The following is a 19,471-nucleotide window of genomic DNA, read 5'->3' on the forward strand; positions in this document are numbered from 1 at the left end:
GATCAGTTCGAGGCCCCCGCCGCGGTGTGGTCCTCGTCGTAGATGTCGGACGCCGACCTGACGATGAGCGGGTCCGGGGTGCCGACCACCTCGTGGTCCTTGTTGTCGTAGTCGAACCGGCTCAGCACGTGGCGCATCGCCTCCAGGCGCCCCCGCTTCTTGTCGTTGCTCTTGATGACCGTCCACGGGGCCTCGCGGATGTCGGTGTTGAGGAACATCTCCTCCTTGGCGCTGGTGTAGTCGTCCCAGCGGTCCAGCGAGGCCAGGTCCATCGGCGACAGTTTCCACTGCCGTACGGGATCGACCTGCCGGATGATGAACCGGGTGCGCTGCTCGGAGCGCGTCACCGAGAACCAGAGTTTGACCAGGTGGATGCCGTCGCGCACCAGGGCCCGCTCGAACTGCGGCACCTGCACCATGAACTCCCGGCACTCGGCCTCGGTGCAGAACCCCATCACCCGCTCGACCCCGGCGCGGTTGTACCAGGACCGGTCGAACAGCACGATCTCCCCGGCCGCGGGCAGATGGGCGATGTAGCGCTGCAGGTACCACTGGGTACGCTCGCGCTCGGACGGCTTCTCCAGCGCCACCACGGTCGCCCCGCGCGGGTTGAGATGCTCCATGAACCGCTTGATCGTGCCGCCCTTGCCCGCCGCGTCACGCCCCTCGAACAGGATCACCAGGCGCTGCCCGTTGGCCTTGACCCAGTACTGCAGCTTCAGCAGTTCGATCTGCAACAGCCGCTTGTCGTGGTCGTAATCCTGCCGCTCCAGCCGCTCGGAATAGGGATAGTGCTCACGCCAGGTGTCGACCCGGGTGCCGTCCGGCCGCAACAGCACCGGATCATCGTCGTCGCTGTCGTCCACCAGCAGTCCGGGGGTAGAGTCCAGCAGAGAAACCCGCTCCATAACAACGGACTTGCCCAAAAATCGCCCGGTAACGCGGTATGTGCGAGGCGGATAGTTGAACGCTTGATGTCCGGCCGAGGTCGCCCATCCGGCCGCCGGAAGGCGGCGCCGTCAGGGGCGCGGATCGCGCAGGCCGACGCGGTCGGCGCGCGGTCAGGGACGCGGAACGCACAGGCCGACGCGGTCGGCGCGGTCAGGGGCGCGGAACGCGGCGGGCGCTCAGACGGTCGGGGTCCGGCCAGTGCACGCCGTAGGCCCAGCCCGCCAGCTCGAACCAGCGGATCAGCCGGGCGCTGGGATCGAGCTGGCCGCTGAGCACCCCGTGCCGCGCGCAGGTCGGCTCCACGTGGTGCCAGTTGTGCCAGCCCTCGCCGAGCGTCAGCAACGCCACCCACCGTACGTTCGACGAGCGGTCCCGAGTACGGAACGGGCGCTCGCCGAAAGTGTGCGCGATGGAGTTCACCGACCACGTGACGTGGTGCACCACGGCGTAGCGAACCAGCCCGCCCCAGAACAACGCCGTCCACGCGCCCGCCCACGACATCGACCACAGTCCGCCCACCGCGGCCGGCAGCGCGAACGACAACGCCGCCACGGCCGGATAGGCGGCGTCGAACCGCCGTACGTCCGGGTCGGCCAGCAGGTCGGGCACCCAGTGCCGGCGGCTGGAGCGCTCGCGGGCGGTGTAGAACCAGCCGATGTGGGCGTGTGCCATGCCGCGCAGCAGGGCCAGGCCGCTGTCGCCGTAACGCCATGGCGAGTGCGGGTCGCCGTCGCGGTCGGCGTACTTGTGGTGACGGCGGTGCTCGGCCGTCCACAGGGTGACCGGGCCCTCGACCGCCATGCCGCCGGCCAGCATGAGCGCGATGCGCAGCGGCCGGCGGCACCTGAAGGCGCGGTGGGTGAAGAGCCGGTGGTAGCCGATGGCGATCCCGAAGATGCTGACCAGGTACATCACCACCGCGATCACCACGTCACGCGGGCCGATGCCCCATCCCCAGGCGGCGGGCACGGCCAGGACGGGGAGCAGCACGGGCAGCACCACCAGGACGATCAGGTAGACGGTCCGGCGGCCGGTGGTGGCCGTCACCGTCTCCGCCCTGCCCGTCTCCGCCCGGCCTGAATCCGCCCGGCCTGAATTCGTTGCGCCCGAATCCGGCTGCGGGATGGATGACGAGCTCACGCTACCTCCCATGATCGGCGAGGACGATTGGGCTCCTCATTCAACGGCCGTGTCCCCAGCGCACGGCAATGGCCTGGAAGTAACGAATCCATCACTTAGGGGAATCAAAAGACTCCATACGGTAGTCATCAAGAAGTGGGTATCGCATGCCTAGTTGCGACTACAGAACGTAATGATCTTTATTCGCTCCGGCGTCAGACAGAAGGGCCATACGGCATGGGTGCTGTCGACCAGACAACCACGGGCGACCAGACAACCACGGGCGGCCATCTGGAGAGATACGACGAGGCGCTGGCGCGCGATCCGATCTCCGCGTTCGGCCTGGTCCGGGAGTGGCTGCGGACCGACTGGCGGGCCCTGTTCGCCGAGCTCCGCGAGCGGCGCCCCATCTTCGTCACGCCCGCCTTCACGGTCGTGACCCGCTTCGCCGACGTCACCGAGGTGCTCTCCCGCGAGACGGTCTTCTCGGTACGCGCCTTCGGCCCACGTCTCGACGCCGCGCTGGGCGGTCCCTTCATGCTGGGCCGGGACGCCACCCCGATGAACTGGCGGGACAAAGGGTTGATGCAGGTCATGCTCGACCCGAGCGACGTGGCCGGGGTGCGCGAGCTGGCCGGGCGCCTGGCCGACGAGCGGCTCGACATCGCCGGGCCGTCCGGCGGCGTCGAAGCGGTCCACGGGCTGTTCCGCCCCGTCGCCCTGGGTGTGTCCGCGACCTACTTCGGCTTCCCCGGTCCCGATGCGCAGACCCTGTCGCGGTGGACGCGGGCCATCGTCACCGACGGTTTCGCCAACTTCCTGGGCGATGCGAAGATCCAGGCCGCGTCGGTCCGTGCGGGCGCGGAGATGATCGCCTACCTGCGCGAGCGGCTCACCGAACGCCGGGCCGCGCTGCGGGCGGGACAGCGCCTGCCTGACGACGTCTTCACCCGGCTCGCCGGCACCGTGCTGCCCGCCGAGATCGGCGTGGACGACGAACGCATCCTGATCAACATGGCCGGCCTGCCGCTGGGGTTCGTGGAGAGCGCGCCCGGAGCCATGGTCGAGGCGCTCGAGCAGCTTCTGCTGCGCCCGGAGGTGCTGGCCCAGGCCATCGAGGCCGCCGGCGACCCCGATCCCGCCCGTTTCGACCGTCATGTCTGGGAGGCGCTGCGGTTCAACCCGTTCTTCAAGCTGCTGCCCCGGCTGTGCGAGCGCGACTACGTCCTGGCCGCCGGCACCCCCCGTGCCACGATGATCCCGGCGGGCACGTTCGTGCTCGCCGCGCCGGCCTCGGCCATGTTCGACGCGGACGTGGTGGCCGAGCCCGACGAGTTCCGCCCCGACCGGCCGGGGCACCATCAGCTGTTCTTCGGTTTCGGCCAGCACGCCTGCCTGGGTGCGCATCCGGCCAGGGCCGTCATCTGCGAAGCCGTACGCCGTCTGCTGCTGCGTCCCGGGGTACGCCTGCTCCCACCGCCGGAAGGACAGGTCCTGCGGGCCGGCGGGATCTTCCCCGACCGGTTCGTCCTCGGGCTCGGCGCCGAAGGCCAGGGACGATGACGATGGCGAAGCGCGGGACGACGGCCAAGGGTGGGGCGACGGCCAAGGGTGGGGCGACGGCCAAGGGCGGGGCGAGGGCGCGGAGCATCGCCACCGACGGGGCCGTCAACCGGCTCAGGTTCCTGGCGCTGACCAACGGCCGGCCGTTCTGGGACCTCGTCCAGTCCATCAGGCCCGTACGGCGTCGCCTCAACGCCCTGCTGATCGACCAGGCGGTGCGCGAGATGCCGCCACGGCCGGAGCCGCTGAGCACGATGGCCGACTACACCTCATGGGCCTCGCTGACCGACCGTACCTACAGCGGCAGGCACATACCCCCGCTCGCCGTGCCCGAGAGCGCCCGGCCCACCCCCGAGAAGGCCGCCGACCTGTTCACCCGTGGCGAGAGCATGATCCCGTGCCCGCGCTCCACGGTGCTGTTCGCCTACTTCGCCCAGTGGTTCACCGACGGCTTCCTGCGCGGTGACGTCCACGTCCCGCGCGACCCACGCAAGAACAGCTCCAACCACCAGATCGACCTGAACCAGGTCTACGGCCTGCACGCGACGGCGACGGCGGCGCTGCGTACCTTCCATGGTGGGCTGCTCAAGAGCCAGTTCATCAACGGCGGGGAGTTCCCGCCCTACCTGTGCGAGAACGGCAAGATCAAACCGGAGTTCGCCGCCCTGAGCGTCATCCGCTTCGCCGAGCTCACCGACCAGCAGCGCGACACCCTGTTCGCGACCGGGAGCGACCGGGGCAACATCCAGCTCGGCTTCACCATGCTGACGGTGCTGTTCCTGCGCGAGCACAACAGGGTGGCCCGCCTGCTCGGCCAGCTCTGCCCGCGCTGGGACGACGAGCGCCTGTTCCAGACCGCGCGCAACATCCTCATCGTGCTGCTGATCAAGCTGGTCGTCGAGGAGTACATCAACCACATCACGCCCTACCACTTCCGCTTCACCCTCGACTCGCGGCTGTCGGCGATGCTGGCCCACGTGCCCTGGCACCGCGAGAACTGGGCCTCGGTGGAGTTCAACCTCGTCTATCGCTGGCACAGCCTGATCCCCTCCCAGCTGTCGGTGGGCGGCCACGACCTGCCGATGGCGCGGACGTTGCTCGGCGGTGCGCTGATCCCGGAGCACGGTCTCGGCCGGCTCTTCGAGGACGCCTCCCGCCAGCGCGCCGGCCGCATCGGGCTGTTCAACACCGACCCCCTGCTGAGGGAGGTGGACGTGGCCAGCATCGCCGACTCGCGCACCCTCGGCCTGGCCCCGTACAACAGCTACCGCGAGCACTGCAGGTTCCCCCGGGTGCGCGGTTTCGACCAGGTCTCCGGCGACGAGCGGGTCAGCGGCGCGTTGCGGGAGCTCTACCGTAGCGTCGACGACCTCGACCTGTATGTCGGCCTGTTCGCCGAGGAGCCCGGCAGCCCCGACGCCATCCTGCCGCCGCTGCTCACGAAGATCATCGCCATCGACGCCTTCTCCCAGGCGCTGACCAATCCGCTGCTGGCCCCGCGGGTGTCCAACGCCGCGACCTTCTCCCCGCACGGCATGCGGATCATCGCCAGCACGCGGACGCTGTCGGACGTGCTGCACCGCAACGTCCCGGAAGATCCGAGCCCCCGCTTCGTCAGCATGACGCGACGGACGGCCCGATGAGCGGCCCTCCGGACGGTCCGGTGAGCGGCCCCCCGGACCGTCCGGTGAGCGGCCCGACAGGCGGCCCGCCGAGTGGCTCGGTGAGAGGCGGGAGTGACCCTTCCGCCGGGCCGCTGCGTGCCGCGGCCCGCGAGCTGGTCGACATCGGGGTCACGATCCGGGAGGTGGCGGGCCACGCCACGGCCGCGCTCACCGACGGCGCCCTGCTCCGCGCCCTGCCGCACGCCCCTTCGGCGGGTTATCCGGCCCACCGCGCGCTGCTGGGCGCCATCACCAATGGCGCGGGCCTGGGCTACGCGCTCAGCGGTGGCCGGTTGGGCACCCTGGCGGCCAAGCTCGGTGGCATGGCGGGCGCGGAGAGCCTGGCCGTACGCGTGCTGGCCACCTCGCTGCGGCTGCGGATCGCCGCCGTCGCCCTCGACCACCCCGAGCTGAGCGCCGACCCCATACTCGGCCGGCTCATCGAGGCGGCCGCCGCCGACCGGGACCTGGAAGCCGTGCGTGCGCTGCGCGCCCTGCTCAAGGACCGCGGCGCCGTACGCGCGCTCAGCGCCCTCGCCCCGGTCTTCGGTGAGGTCCTCGCCCTGCGGGCGCTGCTCGACGAGAACCCGCTCAACGACGACACCGCCTGGCTGATCGCGACGGGCAAGGGCTACGCCACCGCCGACCCGATCACCGGCATGAGCAACAAGATGGTCGCCGTCCTCGACACGGGGGAGGGGGCGGCGCGCCGGGTCGAGCTGTCCGCGGCCGAATCCGCGCGGCTCAGCCCGCAGGGGTCGCTGCTCGGCTTCCTGCGCAACATCAGCGTGGTCGGTACGACGGGACGGGTGCTCATCCAGAGCGTGGCGGGTCTCGACGGAGCGGTGCGCCACGTCGTCCAAGCGCCCGGCATGCGGGCGGGACGGCTCGACGGCGACTCGCCCCAGGACCTGCTCGGCGCCTTCAGCAGCGCCGTGCTGGACAGCAGCCCCTACAGCCGCGCGCTGGCCAAGGCCATCGACGACTACGGCCTGCCGCAGGGCGCCGAGCTGGCTCTCATCGGGCACAGCGCGGGTGGCGCGGCCATCATGAACCTGGCCCAGGACGCGGAGTTCTGCGCCCGCTACACCGTCACGCACGCCGTCGCGGTCGGCTCGCCCGTCGACTTCAAGCGGCCCGCCGACCCGCGCACCTGGGTCGCCAGCGTCACCAACCAGCACGACATCGTCCCCACCCTCGACGGGCAGGGCGCGGGCACCTGCTTCGACCCGCATCCCGACTGGTACGTCGTGGACTACTTCGACTCCACCCACCTGTTCCCGCTGTGCCACAGCATCGAGCACTACATCGCCAACATCGCCGACGACCTGCCCGAGGCCCGTCGGCGGATCGACGGGCGGCTCGGGCCGTTCCGGGGTCAGGTCGTCCGCTCGCAGGCGTACCGGCTGTTCGACCGCGCGCCCCGCCCCGCGGGGTCGCCCTTCCTCACGGTGCCCACGTATGCCATGGACGGGGTCGAGCTGCCGATCAGGTGCCACAACGGCAGTGGCCTCACGGCCTACTTCGCCGCGGATCCGGCTGGAGCGGCGGCGCTGCTGCAGGGGACCGGTTTCGGGCCCGCCGTACGGGTCGCGGGGCGAGCCCTGGTCGCCGTGCACGCCTCCTGGGACCGGCGTACCAGCGCGGGCGGCTACCGCGAGCTCCACCTCGGGATCGTCGTACCTGGTCCGTGGCGGTCGAGGTCGCCGCGCGCCTGGCTCGATCTGCTGCGCGGGGCCGACCGGCGGCGCTCGGGCAGCTTCCTGGCCGGCTCCGTGATCGACGCCGCCGCCCTCGGTGCCGTGGCAGCGCGGCTGTGGGGTGGCGAGCCGTACCTGGTGCCGCTGGAGTTCGAGCTGACCAGCGGCTACGCGCGCATCGCCGTCGGCGGCCCCGACGACCGGCTTCTCACGCTGAGCGGGATCCTCGGCCCCTGGCTGCCCGTGAGCGACCGCGACCTGGTCGGCTACGCGCGGGGGGCGGCAGGCACCGCGCTGCGCGCCTGCGTGCGGACCCGCGGGCTGGGCCGCCTGCATCCCATGCCACGGCTCCGGCTGGCCGTCGCGCCGGGGTCGGCGCACCCGCTGGCCCGCCGGCTTCGCGAGCTGGGGCTCGACGGCGCCCGCCCGCTGCTGTGTCTGTCGGCCACCGCCCGCCAGACACTCCGCGACGCCGCCGTCCCGCTACCGACCCTCTGACGGGCTGACGCGCTTGAGCGGCCGACTGCCCGCGCTACCGATGCCCTTGAGTGGCCGACTCCCTGCGCTACCGACCGCCTTGAGCCGCCGACTCCCTGCGCTACCGATGCCCTTGAGTGGCCGACCCCCTGCGCTACCGACCGCCCTGAGCCGCCAACTCCCTGCGCTACCGACGCCCCTGAGCGGCCGACCCCCCCGACCGGAGGACCGATGCCAGCCGATCCCGCGGCGATCGCCGCCCACGCCGCACTTCTGCAGGCCGACATCCGCGCGCTGGCCGACTGCGCCGTACGCCTGCGCGAGATCGAGGCCCGGCTGGCCACCGGCGGGGCGCCGCCATGGCTGCGCGAGGCGATCAACGCCCACGTCGCCGCCTGCGCGGCGGCCGCCGCCGACCTGACGACGGCGGCGGCGCACCTGCGCCACTACGCCGAGCGGACGCGCCGCTGACGCGCCCGCCCGCCGACCCCGCCTCGTGCCTGGCGCGGACTGTGCTCAGCCCGCCTCGTGCCTGGCGTGGATTGTGCTCAGTTCCTCGTGTGCGGCGTGGACCGTGCTCAGCCCGCCTCGTGTATGGCTCGCGCCGCGCTGAGCCCCGACTCCAGGGCGCCCTCGATCCACGCGTGCCACAGTGAGCAGTGCTCGCCGGCGAAGTGCACGCGGCCCTCCGGCGCCATGATCGCGTCATGCAGACTGCTCTGCTGGTGCGGCTCGAACAGGGCGAAGGCGCCGGCCGCGTAGGGGTCGTTGTACCAGGCGTGGGTGACGCCGAACTCGAAGTGGTCGTAGATGTTGGGGTGGATCTTGGCGACGTCCTCGAGGGCCTGATCGATCCGCTTCTGCGAGGACATCGCGCCCCACCGCAGCGCGTCCTGGCCCCAGGTGTAGCTGGCCAGCAGGATCGAGCGTTCGTCGGGGGAGGGATGTGAGGGATAGCAGATGCGCCGGATCGGCAGGTCGGTGACCGTGGTGCCGCCGATGATGCCGTCGGTCTGCTCCCAGAACGGCCGCCGCACCTGGAAGAGGATCTTGGTGGAGGCGTTGTAGTTGAGCTCGCGGATGGCGCGCTGCTTGCGGCGGGAGAAGGCGGGCCGGGTCTCGACGTCACGCAGCACCGAGAACGGGATCGTGCAGATGGCGTAGTCGCCGGTGAGCGTCGTCCGGCCCGATCCGGTCCTGACGTGCAGGGTGACCGAGTGGTCGTCCTGCTCGATGGCGGAGACCTCGTGACCGAACCGGATATGGTTCCTGAGCTCGTGGTAGAAGGCGGTCGGCAACCGGTCGGCGCCGCCCTCGATCTCCTGCATGTCCTCGAACGCGCGCCCGATGATCTCGCGGAACTGCTCGATGACCGCCGCGTTGAGGTTGGCCTCCCGGAAGCTCATGACGCCGTAGAGCTCGATGGCCCCCTCGGAGAATCCGCGCTCGCGAAGGAAGCTGCGAATGGAGTAGCGGTCATACTCGGCGCAGATGCGGTCGAGTGCGTTCTCGCCCTCCTGCGCGTAGAGGTCGTGGATCTCCTGGGTGGCGGTGCGCCACAGGTCCTCGTAGGTGCGACCGCGCTCGTGCTCGGCCAGGCCGAAGTCGATGATGCCGGGGTTGTCGTTGAGCTCCTTGATCGTGGTCCTGATGCCCTGGATGTAGGCCAGGGCGTGGGGGTTGCCCATGACGAACGGCCGCAGGGTCAGCCCGAACTTCTCGCAGTAGGCGAGTGTGAGGTCGTGCACGCGCGGGATCCGCATCGCGCCCGCCTCGGCGTAGAGGCCGGGCGCGAATCCGCGCAGGGTGAGCACGCGCCCGCCGACCCGCTGCTGGGCCTCCAGGACGATGGGCTCGTGCCCCTGTCGCATCAGCTCGTAGGCGGCGACCAGGCCGGCCATTCCACCGCCGATGATCAGTACGCGTTTGTGCGGCCGGCCGCCGGCGGCCAGTCCGTGCTCGGCCGCCTCGACCAGGTCGGCGGGCACTCTGAGGTCGTGACTCGGTCGTGGCGCTCCGGCGGCCACCAGCTCCGCGGGCATGGCCGAACCGAGCGCTGTCGACGGGTTCTCTTCCAGGACGTCACACTCCTTCGTCGTTACCTAAAGCAGCTATATGATCGCTTTAAGTGACGATGATCGCCAGGGGCTGGCGCGTACAGTGTCGGGCGGCCGGTTCGTGGCAGGGCGTTTTCTGTAGACATAGCGCTGGATATCTGGTCAAACTAACAACGGTTACATTTCATGGCGGGTGATGGTTCGCCACGAAGAAGTGACGGAAGGAAGTGGGCCGATGAACGCGGCCGCATGGGGCTTGGGCGCGGCGGTGCTGCTGGCCTCGATCGTGGAGATGGTGGAGGCCCTGACGATCGTGATGGCGATGGGCGTGACGCGGAGCTGGCGCTCCACGCTCGCGGGCGTGGCCGCGGCCCTCGTCGCGCTGGCCGCTTTCACCGCCCTCGCCGGGTACGCGCTCGCGACCTGGTTGCCGAAGGCGGCACTCCAGCTCGCCATCGGCGTCCTCCTGCTGATCTTCGGCCTGCAGTGGCTGCGTAAGGCGATCCTGCGCTCGTCCGGGCGCAAGGCCATGCACGACGAGGATCAGATCTTCGCCGACGAGGTGGCGGCGGCCGAGAGTGCGGGCGCGGTCACGGCCAAGGGTCTCGACTGGTTCTCGTTCATGATCAGTTTCAAGGGTGTCTTCCTCGAGGGCGTCGAGGTGGTCTTCATCGTGATCACCTTCGGTCTGAGCGCGGGCAACATGCCGGTGGCGATCGGCGCCGCCGTCATCGGCGTGCTCCTCGTCCTCGCCGTGGGCATCGCCGTCAGGGGACCGCTGTCGAAGGTGCCGGAGAACACCATGAAGTACGGCGTCGGCCTGCTGCTCGCGGCCTTCGGCACCTTCTGGTCGATCCAAGGGCTGGGCATCTTCACCGGGAGCCACCAGAGTCTGGAGTGGCCGGGCGCCGACCTGGCCATCCCGATGCTCGTCGTCGCGTGGTTCGGGCTGTCGCGGCTGATGGTCCACGCCCTCCGGCGACCCGCCGTCCCGAGCACGTCTGTCTAGGAGTGGACATGGGTTTCATCCGAGGATTCGGGCAGTTCTGGTACGACCTGATCATCGGCGACGACTGGAAGATCGCCGTGGCCGTCGTCACCACGCTGGCACTCGGGACGGTGGTCCTGCTGGCGTTCGCGGTGCCGGAGCTGGTGCTGACGCCGGTGCTCGGCCTGTGCCTCATGGCGGCCTTCGTCATCGCCCTGCGGATCGACGTGCGCGACTAGAAGCCGGCGCTGTCAGAAGATGGCCGCTGTCAGAAGATGGCGCTGTCCTCGGCCTCGTAGACCGAGGTGGCGAACTCCTCCAGCGTCTTCGCGCAGTCCTCCAGCGCCTGGATCACCTCTTTGCCCCGCGAGGCGCCCAGGACGTCACGCGCCTTGACCTTCTCATACCAACCCTTGAGCTTGGTGAGGTCTTCCTCGTTCTCCTCCAGCTCGCCATAGGTGAAGTGCCGCGCGGTCACCTCTTTGGCCACGCCCGCGTGGAAGTCGACGCACTTGTCGAGGATCTCCTCGTATTCGTCGTCGCGGGCGGCGTTGTAGAGGGCGACCAGCTCGGTCTCACCGATGATCGAGGAGGTGCTGACCAGGAACGCCTGGCCCGACATCGACTCGACGATCTCGTTGCGCAGCGCCCGCAGCATCCGTTCGCTCTGCGGCGTGCGCGGTGCGGCAGCCGCGGAGTTCTGCAGGTAGACGGCGCCGAGGTTACGCAGCCGCCGCCAGACCGCCGCCCGCAACCGGGTCGGCTCGCTGGGCACCCGGTAGATCAGCATGAGCCAGGTGACCGGCTTCGCCGGCTCGGCTACCTCCTGGCCTTCGGGAGTGCGGCCGGTCTTCGGCCTTTCGATGCCCGGCACGACCCCGCCTCCTCCGCACAGCTCGACGAGTCGATCGTAGCCGCCCTCACGGCACCCGCGACCGTCCGCGTCGTGGTCAGGGGCGGATGGCGCCGAGGAGCCGGGCGCGCCAGTAGTCGTCGAGGTTGACCACCTTGACGACGTCCCCGGTCTGCGGCGCGTGGACCATCTTGCCGTTGCCCACGTACATCCCCATGTGGCCCAGTCCTCTGCTGAAGAGCAGGTCGCCGGGCCGCAGCTGGTCGAGCGACACGCGACGGCTCGCGCCCCAGCTCCACTGGGTGTACGTCGTGCGGGGGATCCCGACCCCGGCGGCACGCCAGGCGGCCTGGGTGAAGCCGGAGCAGTCGTAGGAGTTCGGACCCGTGGCGCCGTACCGGTACGGCTTGCCGACCTGGGCGAAGGCGAACTGCAGCGCGGCGCGGGCGTTGCCGGAGGCCGGGCCGGTGTACTTGAGGCCGGTGCTGTTGGGGTTGCCGCTCTGGAAGGCGCCCAGTTTCCGCAGGATCTTGGTCTGTTCGGCGATGAGCTTCTCGACCTCCGTCTTCTGCCCGCGTACCTTGTCGCGCGCGGAGTCGGCCTCGGCCAGGACGGTCTTGGCGTCGTCGCGCCGATCACGCAGGTCCTTGGTGGTCGCCTCGAAGGCGAGGAGTTTCGCCGCCCTGTCCTGTGCCATCTGGTCGAGGGCGGCCATGCCGCTCAGGGTCGCCTCGGGGGTGCCCTCGACGACGAATCGCTGCCAGCCGGCGAACTCGCCGAACTGGTAGTCGCTGACCGCCGCCGCGGCGAGGTCCCTGCGCAGGGAGTCGGCCAGTACGCCCTTGCGGCCGACTTCGGCGTTGAGGGTGTCGTACTTCTTCTTGGCCTTCTGGTAGCTCTCGGTGGCCTGGTTGTAGTGCTCGACGACCTTGTCGGCCTGCTCGTTCAGTTTGACCAGCTTGGCCCTGGCCTTGGCCTTGGCCTGGGGAGTGGGCGCCGGTTCGGCGACGGCGCTGCCCGGGGCGGCGGCCCACGCGAGCGACGCCAGCGCCGCGGCCATTGCCATCCGCCCAAGCCCTGTCGGCACGGCCACTACGATGCCTCCTCGTAACAGTCCACCGTTGGCCGGAACCGTACAGAAGCGATGGCCTGTTCGGCGCAGGGACGGCCTGTGTGGTTCCGTACTAACGGCGATAGGGGTATGGTGCGCCGACCCATGAGGAGATACGCGCGCGGACCCCGGGACGTTCAGTGGGCAACCGAGTGGACATGAGTGCGCCCCGGCATCGCGGGTGCGATGCCGGGGCGCACGTACTGCTGTCAGCCTCGTGCCGCTGTCAGCTTGGTGGTGCTGTCAGCTTCGAGGTGCCGTCAGGAGTGGGACTTGACCCGGAAGGTGTCCTCGATGCCGCAGGACGGGCCGTTCTGTCCGCCGATGCGGACGGAGTCGAAGAAGTCGCGGTAGGTGGAGAAGAAGTTGCCCTTGCCGCCCGGAGTCGTCACCGCCGAGCAGCCGCCGTAGTTGGCTTCGGAGTAGAGGTGGATGTAGGAGCTCGTCCGGTTCCAGTCGGACTTGGCCCGGTCAGCCATGTTCAAGGCGGCGAGGTCCGGCGTGTCGTTCTGGATCTCGATGATGTCGCCCGTGCCGTCGAGCCCGGAGAACATGCAGTACTTGCCGTCATGGCACCGGTCATAGCCCGTCTCGGCCTGGGCGGGAATGGTCGGCAGGATGGACAGCGCGACGGCTGCGATCGGTAGCGCGAGCATCTGAAGCTTCTTGCCCATTGCCCCTCTTCACGTGAAACTTTCCTTCGATGACGGGTCGAACATACATGATGCGATCTTCCCGGCGGAAGGGTTGCGATCCAGAGAAAGGCGGTGTCACACAGGCAGGCGCGACTCCGGAGTCACGGGCCGGGGTACTTCCGGGGCCGCGAGGTCGGCCAGCCACCCGGCCAGCAGCGCCACTCCGCCCAGGGCGGCGAGCAGGCCCAGCACGAGCCCGCCGACCGTGGCGAGCACGATCGCGATGGGCGTGGTGGCGGCCATGGTCACCGCGGCCGCGGCTTGCGCCCGGTGGTTGACGAGACGGGGACCGCGCTCAGCCGGGGAAGTCCAGGACGATGTATTCGTACTCGCCCGGCCCCGCTCGTTTGAAGGTCCCGTCTCCGTCCAGGTCGATGAAGACGGTCAGATACAGATCCTTCTGCTGGACGGCCAGGAGCGTCGAGGTGCCGTCCTTGAAGACCGTGGAGAACAGGACCGAGTCCTGCGAGGCGGAGCTGTGCCCGACCCGGTCGCCGATCAGATAGTTGTGGCCGCGGTTGTTGAGATACAGCGTCCCCGAGCCGTGCTCGTAGTCGGCGATGCCGGTCCCCGGTCTGAAGCAGGGATGGTCGGCCACCTTGCCGCCGTCGTCCACGGAGAAGACCGAGTCGTCCGTCCACGCGCAGATCTGGGCAGCCGTGTCCTTGGGGAGGGTGGGGAAGTGCAGTTCGAACGGGCCGCGCTTCATGGTGACGGTGGTGATGGGCCGGTCGAGGTCGGTGATGGCCATCGGGCCGGCCACGTTGTCCTGCCAGAACTCCAGCCCCAGGCGCGGTGAGCGGGCCACCTGCGCCGCGGGCGTGGGTGCGGGCGTGACCGTGGCACTGGCCGTCGCCGTCGGGGACGTTGCCGAAGGCGATGGGCTGGAGGGGGGCTGCGGTGTTCGGTCCCGGGTGATGGCGACGGCCGCGGTCACCGTGAGGGCGATCACGAGGGCCCCCGCGAGCGCCGTGCCGGCGATCACGCCGCCGCGCGCCCGGCTCGGGTTCGTCGGAGCGGGTGTTGCGGGCTGCGGCGTGATCGGCCGAGGACCCTGCGGGGGCGCCGGTGGTGTCCCCAAAGGTGGTGGTGTCCCGTACGAAGGGGGACCCGGCTGCTTGTTCATCAATCCCAGCAGCACCTGCCGGGCGGTCGGCCGCCACGAGGGGTCCTTGTGCAGGCAGGCGGCGACGAAGCCGCGTAAGGTCCCGGTCAGCAGCCCCAGATCGGGCTCGGCGTTCAGGATGCGGTTGATCACAGCGGGCAGCGGTTCGTGCCCGAACGGCGGCCGGCCGTTGGCCGCGTACGCGATGGTGCACCCCCACGCGAACATGTCCAGCGGCGGACCGGCGGGGTGACCGGACAGTTGCTCGGGCGACATGTACGCCGGGGTGCCCACGACCCCGCTGACCGTGGCGGCGGTGGCGTCGATCGGGCGCGCGATCCCGAAGTCGATGACCCGGGGACCGTCGGCGGCCAGGAGCACGTTCGCGGGCTTGAAGTCGCGGTGCACCACCCCCGCCGCGTGGATGGCGCCCAGCGCCGTGGCGGTCGCGATGGCCAGCCGGTCCAGGTCCGCGCCGCCCAGAAGCCCGTTGTCGCGCACCGCCTCCTGCAGCGACGGGCCTTCGATGTACTCGCTGATGACGTACGGAGGGTCGGCGTCGGGATCGGCCGCCAGGACGCGGGCCGTGCAGAACGGCGCCACCCGCTGCAGGGCCGCCAGCTCCCGGTGGAAGTGCCGCCGGGCGTCGAGGTCGTGGCCGAAGGGGGCGTGCAGGAGCTTGACGGCCGCCTGCTGCCCGCTGGGGGACGTACCCAGGAACACCGTGCCCTGCCCGCCCTGGCCGAGCCGTCCCCGCAGGGCGTATCCGGCGACTGCCCGGGGGTCGGTCGAACGGAGAGGCCGCATCAGGCCCTCTCGTGCGTCTGCATAGAGCCGATTGTGCCGGATCACGGGGTTGTGTGCCCATGCACCCTCGGTGCCACGAGATCGGGGGAGTGTCGCGCGCCACATCCACTCGGGAAGTCACTTCCACTTAACCCGCATATGTCATGATCCACGGGATTTGTGGACCTTGTGACAGGAGAAGGATGATCGCACTGGCACGTCGTACGCTGCATGCCGTTCTCGCGGGCGGCCTGGCCTTCGCGGTGGTCTGGACGGCGGGCGCACCGGCGCGGGCGGCAGTGGCCGCCACAGTCTCGGTGGACTTCACCCAACCGATCCGGACGATCGCCCCCACCGACTTCGGCATCGGGATCACCGGGTACGGCGAAGGCTCCTACATCACCAACAACACCCAGCACCGCGACCGGATCCGCGCTTTAGGCGCGGGCCGGATACGGATCGAGCTCCGCTACCAGGAGCCCGGCGACCATGACAGCCCGATCGTCTGCGGCGGCTACAAATGCGCCACGGAGGTCTCGGGAGACGCCTGGATCACCGCCATCCGCGACCTCGGCGCCGAACCCGTCGTCATCCTCCAGGTGGACGGACGGCAGAGCGCGGAGGTGAACCGCGGCGACGCGGTGGCCCTCTACAAGCACTTCGCGGCGACCGGCAAGCCGGTCCAGCGGTTCATTCTCGGCAACGAGCTCAACTGCGCGTGCACTCCCGACAAGCCGGAGATGACGGCGGCGGAGTACAGCGGCCGCTTCAACCTGATCACCGACGCCCTGCGGGCCGAGAACCCCGCGGTCAAGGTGGGCGGCCCGGCCACGGCCTGGGACGACCGCTCCTACATCAAGACGTTCCTCGAAGGCTCCGGCAGCCGCGTCGACTTCGTCGACTACCACGACTACGGCGCCGGCGACGATGACTTCACCGACGAGCAACTCCTCGGCAGCGTGATCCGCACGTACGAGAGCGACATCAAGGAGGTGAGCGCGCTCGCGGAGTCCATACTGGGCCGGAAGATCGACATTCAGATCGGCGAGTTCAACTCCGACCACCTGGACGACGACGGCCACCGTACGCTCACCCACTTCAACACGGTGTGGGGCGCGGCGGCGCTCGGGCAGATCCTGCACGCGGGCGCCAGTGCCTACCAGTACGGCGACAAGAACGGGCAGCTCGGCCTGACCAGCGAGAAGGGTGAGGGCAACATTCCGCGCAACGAGCCCCTGCCCATCTACCACGGCATCGGCATGTACACCGGCGAGGGACTGTTCCGGCCCTTCGGCAAGACCGTCGTCCAAGCGAGCGCGAACAGCGACAAGCTGCACGTCTTCGCCTCGGACCAGAGCAAGAACGTGGTCCTGGTCAACGTCGGCGCCGACCCGATCGACGCCGGTCTCACGCTGACCGGGCTGACGGCGGGGACCGCCGCGATCTGGCAGAGCACGTCGGACGCCTGGACTCCGCACCGGACCGGAACCGCCACCATCACCGGCGGCAAGGCCACGGTGACGCTCCCGGCCGGCTCGGTGACGACGCTGGTGATCGACCAGCAGGGGCTGTCCGCGACGTACTTCGACAACGCCGACCTCACCGGCGCCACGGTCACCAGGATCGACCCCACCGTGAACTTCGACTGGGGCTCGGCCGCGCCGGCCCCCGCCATCGGCGCCGACACCTTCAGCGTGCGCTGGACGGGGAAGGTCGTGGCCGACAAGGCGGAGACCTACACCTTCGTCACCACCAGCGATGACGGCGTACGGCTGTGGGTGGACGGCAAGCCACTCATCGACAACTGGACCGACCACTCCAAACGCGACGACACCGGCCAGATCGCCCTGACGGCGGGGGCGCACGACATCAAGATGGAGTACTACGACAGCGGCTATGACGCCATCGCCGAGCTGCGCTGGGAGAGCCCCACCCTGCCCCGCCAGATCATCCCCACGGAGAAGCTGCTCGCCGGATAACCGGCCCCGCGCCCACCTCAGCCCAGGGGTAGGCCCGAACCGGCTAGACACCCCGATCCGGGGGTAGGGCTTTGTCATCCCGGAGAAGAGGTGCCCGGATGATCACCAGCTTGACCCGGCTCTGCGGTCTCGGTGTCGAGGCCGCGGAGACGTTCGCCCGCAACGGCCTGCTGCGCCCCGTGCCGCCCGCGAACCTGGCGCGCATGGTGGAGGCGTTCCGGCACTTCCACGTCACCCCCGCCACGGGCGTGGCCATGGCCGCCGCGCGCTGGCCGGATCGCCCCGCCCTCCATGACGAGGACGGCTCACTGACCTGCGCCGAGCTGGACGCGCGGGTGGCGGCGCTGGCCTCGGCCCTGTACGGCCGGTTCGGCGTACAGCCGGGCCAGACCGTGGCGATCATGTGGCCCAACCATCGCGGTTTCGTCGAGGCGCTGGCGGCCGTCTCCCGCTTGGGCGCGGACCTGCTGCTGCTCAACACCGGCCTGGCCGGCCCGCGCCTGCGTGAGGTGCTGGAACGCGAGGACGTGCGCACCCTGATCGCCGCGCCGGAGCTGCCATCGGTGGACTTCGCCGGGACCCGCGTCACCGACCTGGACGAGCTGATCGCGGCCACCGACGGGCCCGAGCCACCGGCGCCGCGCCGGCCGGGACGGCTGGTGCTGCTCACCTCCGGGACGACCGGCATGCCCAAGGGCGCGCCGCGCCGGCTGTCGCTGACCGCGCTGGCCGAGCCGTTCACCTCGATGCTGGCCACCGTGCCGCTGCGCAGCGGCGAGCCGATCCTCATCGCGCCTCCGCTGTTCCACGGCCTCGGCCTGCTCTGGTACGGCGTGGCGCTGGTGCTGGGCTGCCCGGTCGTGCTGACGCGGCGCTTCGATCCCGAGACGGTCCCGCGCGTCCTCAGACGCCATCGGGCCACGGCGATGGTGGCCGTGCCCGTCATGCTGAAACGGCTGCTCGCCCGCGGCGGCGTCCCGTCGGCGCCGGATCTGCGCGTCGTGGTCTCCGGCGGGTCGGCGCTGCCGCCGGACCTGGCCACCGCGTTCATGGACGCCTACGGTGACGTGCTCTACAACCTCTACGGCTCCACCGAGGTCGGCTGGGCCACGCTCGCCACCCCTGCCGATCTGCGTGCCGCTCCGGACACCATCGGGCGCCCCGTGCGCGGGACCACGGTCCTGATCGCCGGCCCGGACGGCCGCGAGCTGCCCCCGTACGAGGTGGGCCGTGTGCTCGTGGGCGGCGGCCTCACCTTCAGCGGCTACTCGGGCGGTGGTGCCAGCGGTGCCAGCGGTGGCGGCGGGGAGGCCAGGGCAGGCGGCGCGGGCGGAGAGGCCGGGGCCGACGCGGCCGCCACGGAGACCGGGGGCCTGTTGAGCACCGGCGACCTCGGGCACCGGGAGGGGCGGGGGCTGCTGTTCATCGACGGCCGTGAGGACGACATGATCGTCTCGGGTGGCGAGAACGTGTTCCCGCAGGAGGTGGAGAACCTCCTGGGCAGGCAGCCGGGCGTCGCCGACGTGGCCGTCCTGGGCGTACCGGATGAGGAGTACGGCCAGCGCCTGGCCGCCTACGTGGTCCGGGAGCCGGGCGCGCGGCTGTCGGCCGAGGAGCTCAAGCAGGCGGTCAAGTACGAGCTGGCCGGGTTCAAGGTGCCGCGCGACATCGAGTTCGTGACGACCCTGCCGCGCAACCAGACGGGGAAGGTGGATCGGCGGAAACTCGCCGGTGGCACGATGAGCTCATGACGATCCCATCGCTCGGCCTCGACGAACTGCTCACCACCACCCGCAGCGTGCGAAAGCGTCTCGACCTCGATCGCTCGGTCCCCATCGAGCTGGTGCGGGAGTGCCTGGAGATCGCGCTGCAGGCGCCCAGCGGTGGCAACCGCCAGGGCTGGCACTGGATCGTGGTCACCGATCCCGAGCTGCGGGGGCGGATCGGGGACTACTACGCGCGCTCGGCGCAGGTGTACTTCTCCTCCGGGAGCGTGACCGCGAGCATGTCCCAGGACGACCCGGCCCGCGCCGAGGTGCAGCAGCGCGTCGCGGCGAGCGCCGTCCACCTCGCCGAGCACATGGGGCAGGTGCCGGTGCTGGTGATCCCGTGCATCCAGGCGTCCCGGCTCCCCGAGGGGAACCAGGCCGGGCTGTGGGGGTCGCTGCTGCCGGCGGTCTGGAGCTACATGCTCGCCGCGCGGGCGCGCGGGCTGGGCACGGCGTGGACCACCCTGCACCTGGCCTACGAGCGGGAGGTGGCCGAGCTGCTCGGCCTCCCCGACGACATCCGGCAGGGCGCGCTCATCCCCACCGCCTACTACACCGGGGACACCTTCAAGCCCGCCTCGCGCCTGCCGCTCGACGACGTCCTCCACCTGGATCGCTGGAGCGGGCCGGGCGCCCAGGCCGGCTGACGCGAAC

The 19,471-nt window shown here is 70.4% G+C and carries 17 protein-coding genes; 9 read left to right on the top strand and 8 right to left on the bottom strand.

The genetic code is table 11. The features are described 5' to 3' along the window. Nucleotides 1–2: 2 nt before the first annotated feature. Entirely contained in the window at nt 3–908 is a 906-nt protein-coding gene (ppk2, locus tag AB0H88_RS29795) for a polyphosphate kinase 2 (protein ID WP_357650145.1), read from the bottom strand. Nucleotides 909–1,101: 193 nt separating this feature from the next. Further along, a complete protein-coding gene (locus tag AB0H88_RS29800) occupies nt 1,102–1,998 on the bottom strand; it encodes an acyl-CoA desaturase (protein WP_357650147.1) in 897 nt (298 codons plus the stop codon). A gap of 309 nt (nt 1,999–2,307) precedes the next feature. On the opposite strand from AB0H88_RS29800, the gene AB0H88_RS29805 reads away from it, so the two are divergent. The 4 genes from AB0H88_RS29805 to AB0H88_RS29820 all read left to right on the top strand — a co-directional run bounded on the left by AB0H88_RS29805 (nt 2,308) and on the right by AB0H88_RS29820 (nt 7,945). Next, nucleotides 2,308–3,633, top strand: a complete 1,326-nt coding sequence (locus AB0H88_RS29805; RefSeq protein WP_357650149.1) for a cytochrome P450 — start codon at nt 2,308–2,310, stop codon at nt 3,631–3,633. A 2-nt stretch (nt 3,634–3,635) separates the two neighbouring features. Continuing rightward, nucleotides 3,636–5,276 (top strand): peroxidase family protein, encoded by a 1,641-nt coding sequence (locus tag AB0H88_RS29810; RefSeq protein ID WP_357650151.1) that lies wholly within the window; start codon nt 3,636–3,638, stop codon nt 5,274–5,276. A gap of 80 nt (nt 5,277–5,356) precedes the next feature. Continuing rightward, entirely contained in the window at nt 5,357–7,495 is a 2,139-nt protein-coding gene (locus tag AB0H88_RS29815) for a hypothetical protein (protein WP_357650153.1), read from the top strand. A gap of 210 nt (nt 7,496–7,705) precedes the next feature. After that, the gene (locus AB0H88_RS29820; protein WP_357650155.1) at nt 7,706–7,945 is read left to right on the top strand and encodes a hypothetical protein; all 240 of its coding nucleotides are present in this window, start codon (nt 7,706–7,708) and stop codon (nt 7,943–7,945) included. A gap of 107 nt (nt 7,946–8,052) precedes the next feature. Here the strand turns inward: AB0H88_RS29820 and AB0H88_RS29825 are convergent, their stop codons facing one another. Beyond that, nucleotides 8,053–9,516, bottom strand: coding sequence for a flavin monoamine oxidase family protein (locus AB0H88_RS29825; protein ID WP_357650157.1), 1,464 nt, complete (start codon nt 9,514–9,516; stop codon nt 8,053–8,055). A 250-nt stretch (nt 9,517–9,766) separates the two neighbouring features. Between AB0H88_RS29825 and AB0H88_RS29830 the strand changes: the two genes are divergently transcribed. Beyond that, nucleotides 9,767–10,540 carry a hypothetical protein gene (locus AB0H88_RS29830; protein ID WP_357650159.1) on the top strand — a complete coding sequence of 258 codons (774 nt, stop codon included), beginning with the start codon at nt 9,767–9,769 and terminating at the stop codon, nt 10,538–10,540. 8 nt (nt 10,541–10,548) lie between these two features. Next, a complete protein-coding gene (locus AB0H88_RS29835) occupies nt 10,549–10,758 on the top strand; it encodes a hypothetical protein (RefSeq protein ID WP_357650161.1) in 210 nt (69 codons plus the stop codon). A 29-nt stretch (nt 10,759–10,787) separates the two neighbouring features. On the opposite strand, the gene AB0H88_RS29840 is transcribed toward AB0H88_RS29835, so the two are convergent. The 5 genes from AB0H88_RS29840 to AB0H88_RS29860 form a co-directional block, all read right to left on the bottom strand. Continuing rightward, nucleotides 10,788–11,393, bottom strand: a complete 606-nt coding sequence (locus AB0H88_RS29840; RefSeq protein WP_357650163.1) for a Chromate resistance protein ChrB — start codon at nt 11,391–11,393, stop codon at nt 10,788–10,790. A gap of 76 nt (nt 11,394–11,469) precedes the next feature. Further along, nucleotides 11,470–12,459, bottom strand: a complete 990-nt coding sequence (locus tag AB0H88_RS29845; protein ID WP_357650165.1) for an NlpC/P60 family protein — start codon at nt 12,457–12,459, stop codon at nt 11,470–11,472. A gap of 284 nt (nt 12,460–12,743) precedes the next feature. Beyond that, nucleotides 12,744–13,157, bottom strand: a complete 414-nt coding sequence (locus AB0H88_RS29850; protein ID WP_357650167.1) for a peptidase inhibitor family I36 protein — start codon at nt 13,155–13,157, stop codon at nt 12,744–12,746. A gap of 96 nt (nt 13,158–13,253) precedes the next feature. Next, nucleotides 13,254–13,427 (bottom strand): hypothetical protein, encoded by a 174-nt coding sequence (locus AB0H88_RS29855; RefSeq protein ID WP_357650169.1) that lies wholly within the window; start codon nt 13,425–13,427, stop codon nt 13,254–13,256. 46 nt (nt 13,428–13,473) lie between these two features. Continuing rightward, on the bottom strand, nt 13,474–15,090 hold the full coding sequence (locus tag AB0H88_RS29860; RefSeq protein ID WP_357650171.1) for a serine/threonine-protein kinase: 1,617 nt from the start codon (nt 15,088–15,090) through the stop codon (nt 13,474–13,476). 182 nt (nt 15,091–15,272) lie between these two features. Between AB0H88_RS29860 and AB0H88_RS29865 the strand changes: the two genes are divergently transcribed. The 3 genes from AB0H88_RS29865 (at nt 15,273) to AB0H88_RS29875 (ending at nt 19,464) form a co-directional block, all read left to right on the top strand. Further along, nucleotides 15,273–17,048, top strand: a complete 1,776-nt coding sequence (locus AB0H88_RS29865) for a PA14 domain-containing protein (protein ID WP_357650173.1) — start codon at nt 15,273–15,275, stop codon at nt 17,046–17,048. Between the two features lie 98 nt (nt 17,049–17,146). Further along, nucleotides 17,147–18,799: an AMP-binding protein gene (locus AB0H88_RS29870; RefSeq protein WP_357650175.1), complete on the top strand. Its 1,653-nt coding sequence runs from the start codon at nt 17,147–17,149 to the stop codon at nt 18,797–18,799. Continuing rightward, nucleotides 18,796–19,464, top strand: a complete 669-nt coding sequence (locus AB0H88_RS29875) for a nitroreductase family protein (protein WP_357650177.1) — start codon at nt 18,796–18,798, stop codon at nt 19,462–19,464. Before AB0H88_RS29870 ends, AB0H88_RS29875 begins: the two co-directional genes overlap by 4 nt. Nucleotides 19,465–19,471 lie beyond the last annotated feature (7 nt).

The organism is Nonomuraea sp. NPDC050680 (assembly GCF_040654555.1).
Taxonomy (GTDB): Bacteria; Actinomycetota; Actinomycetes; order Streptosporangiales; family Streptosporangiaceae; genus Nonomuraea.

Excerpts from the sequence above, each read along its gene's own strand:
- AB0H88_RS29830 (WP_357650159.1), top strand. The coding sequence starts at position 9,767 with ATGAACGCGGCCGCATGGGGCTTGGGCGCGGCGGTGCTGCTGGCCTCG.
- AB0H88_RS29825 (WP_357650157.1), bottom strand. The coding sequence starts at position 9,516 with ATGCCCGCGGAGCTGGTGGCCGCCGGAGCGCCACGACCGAGTCACGAC.
- AB0H88_RS29870 (WP_357650175.1), top strand. The coding sequence starts at position 17,147 with ATGATCACCAGCTTGACCCGGCTCTGCGGTCTCGGTGTCGAGGCCGCG.
- AB0H88_RS29865 (WP_357650173.1), top strand. The coding sequence starts at position 15,273 with ATGATCGCACTGGCACGTCGTACGCTGCATGCCGTTCTCGCGGGCGGC.
- AB0H88_RS29835 (WP_357650161.1), top strand. The coding sequence starts at position 10,549 with ATGGGTTTCATCCGAGGATTCGGGCAGTTCTGGTACGACCTGATCATC.
- AB0H88_RS29820 (WP_357650155.1), top strand. The coding sequence starts at position 7,706 with ATGCCAGCCGATCCCGCGGCGATCGCCGCCCACGCCGCACTTCTGCAG.
- AB0H88_RS29850 (WP_357650167.1), bottom strand. The coding sequence starts at position 13,157 with ATGGGCAAGAAGCTTCAGATGCTCGCGCTACCGATCGCAGCCGTCGCG.
- AB0H88_RS29860 (WP_357650171.1), bottom strand. The coding sequence starts at position 15,090 with ATGCGGCCTCTCCGTTCGACCGACCCCCGGGCAGTCGCCGGATACGCC.
- AB0H88_RS29805 (WP_357650149.1), top strand. The coding sequence starts at position 2,308 with ATGGGTGCTGTCGACCAGACAACCACGGGCGACCAGACAACCACGGGC.
- ppk2 (WP_357650145.1), bottom strand. The coding sequence starts at position 908 with ATGGAGCGGGTTTCTCTGCTGGACTCTACCCCCGGACTGCTGGTGGAC.
- AB0H88_RS29810 (WP_357650151.1), top strand. The coding sequence starts at position 3,636 with ATGGCGAAGCGCGGGACGACGGCCAAGGGTGGGGCGACGGCCAAGGGT.
- AB0H88_RS29875 (WP_357650177.1), top strand. The coding sequence starts at position 18,796 with ATGACGATCCCATCGCTCGGCCTCGACGAACTGCTCACCACCACCCGC.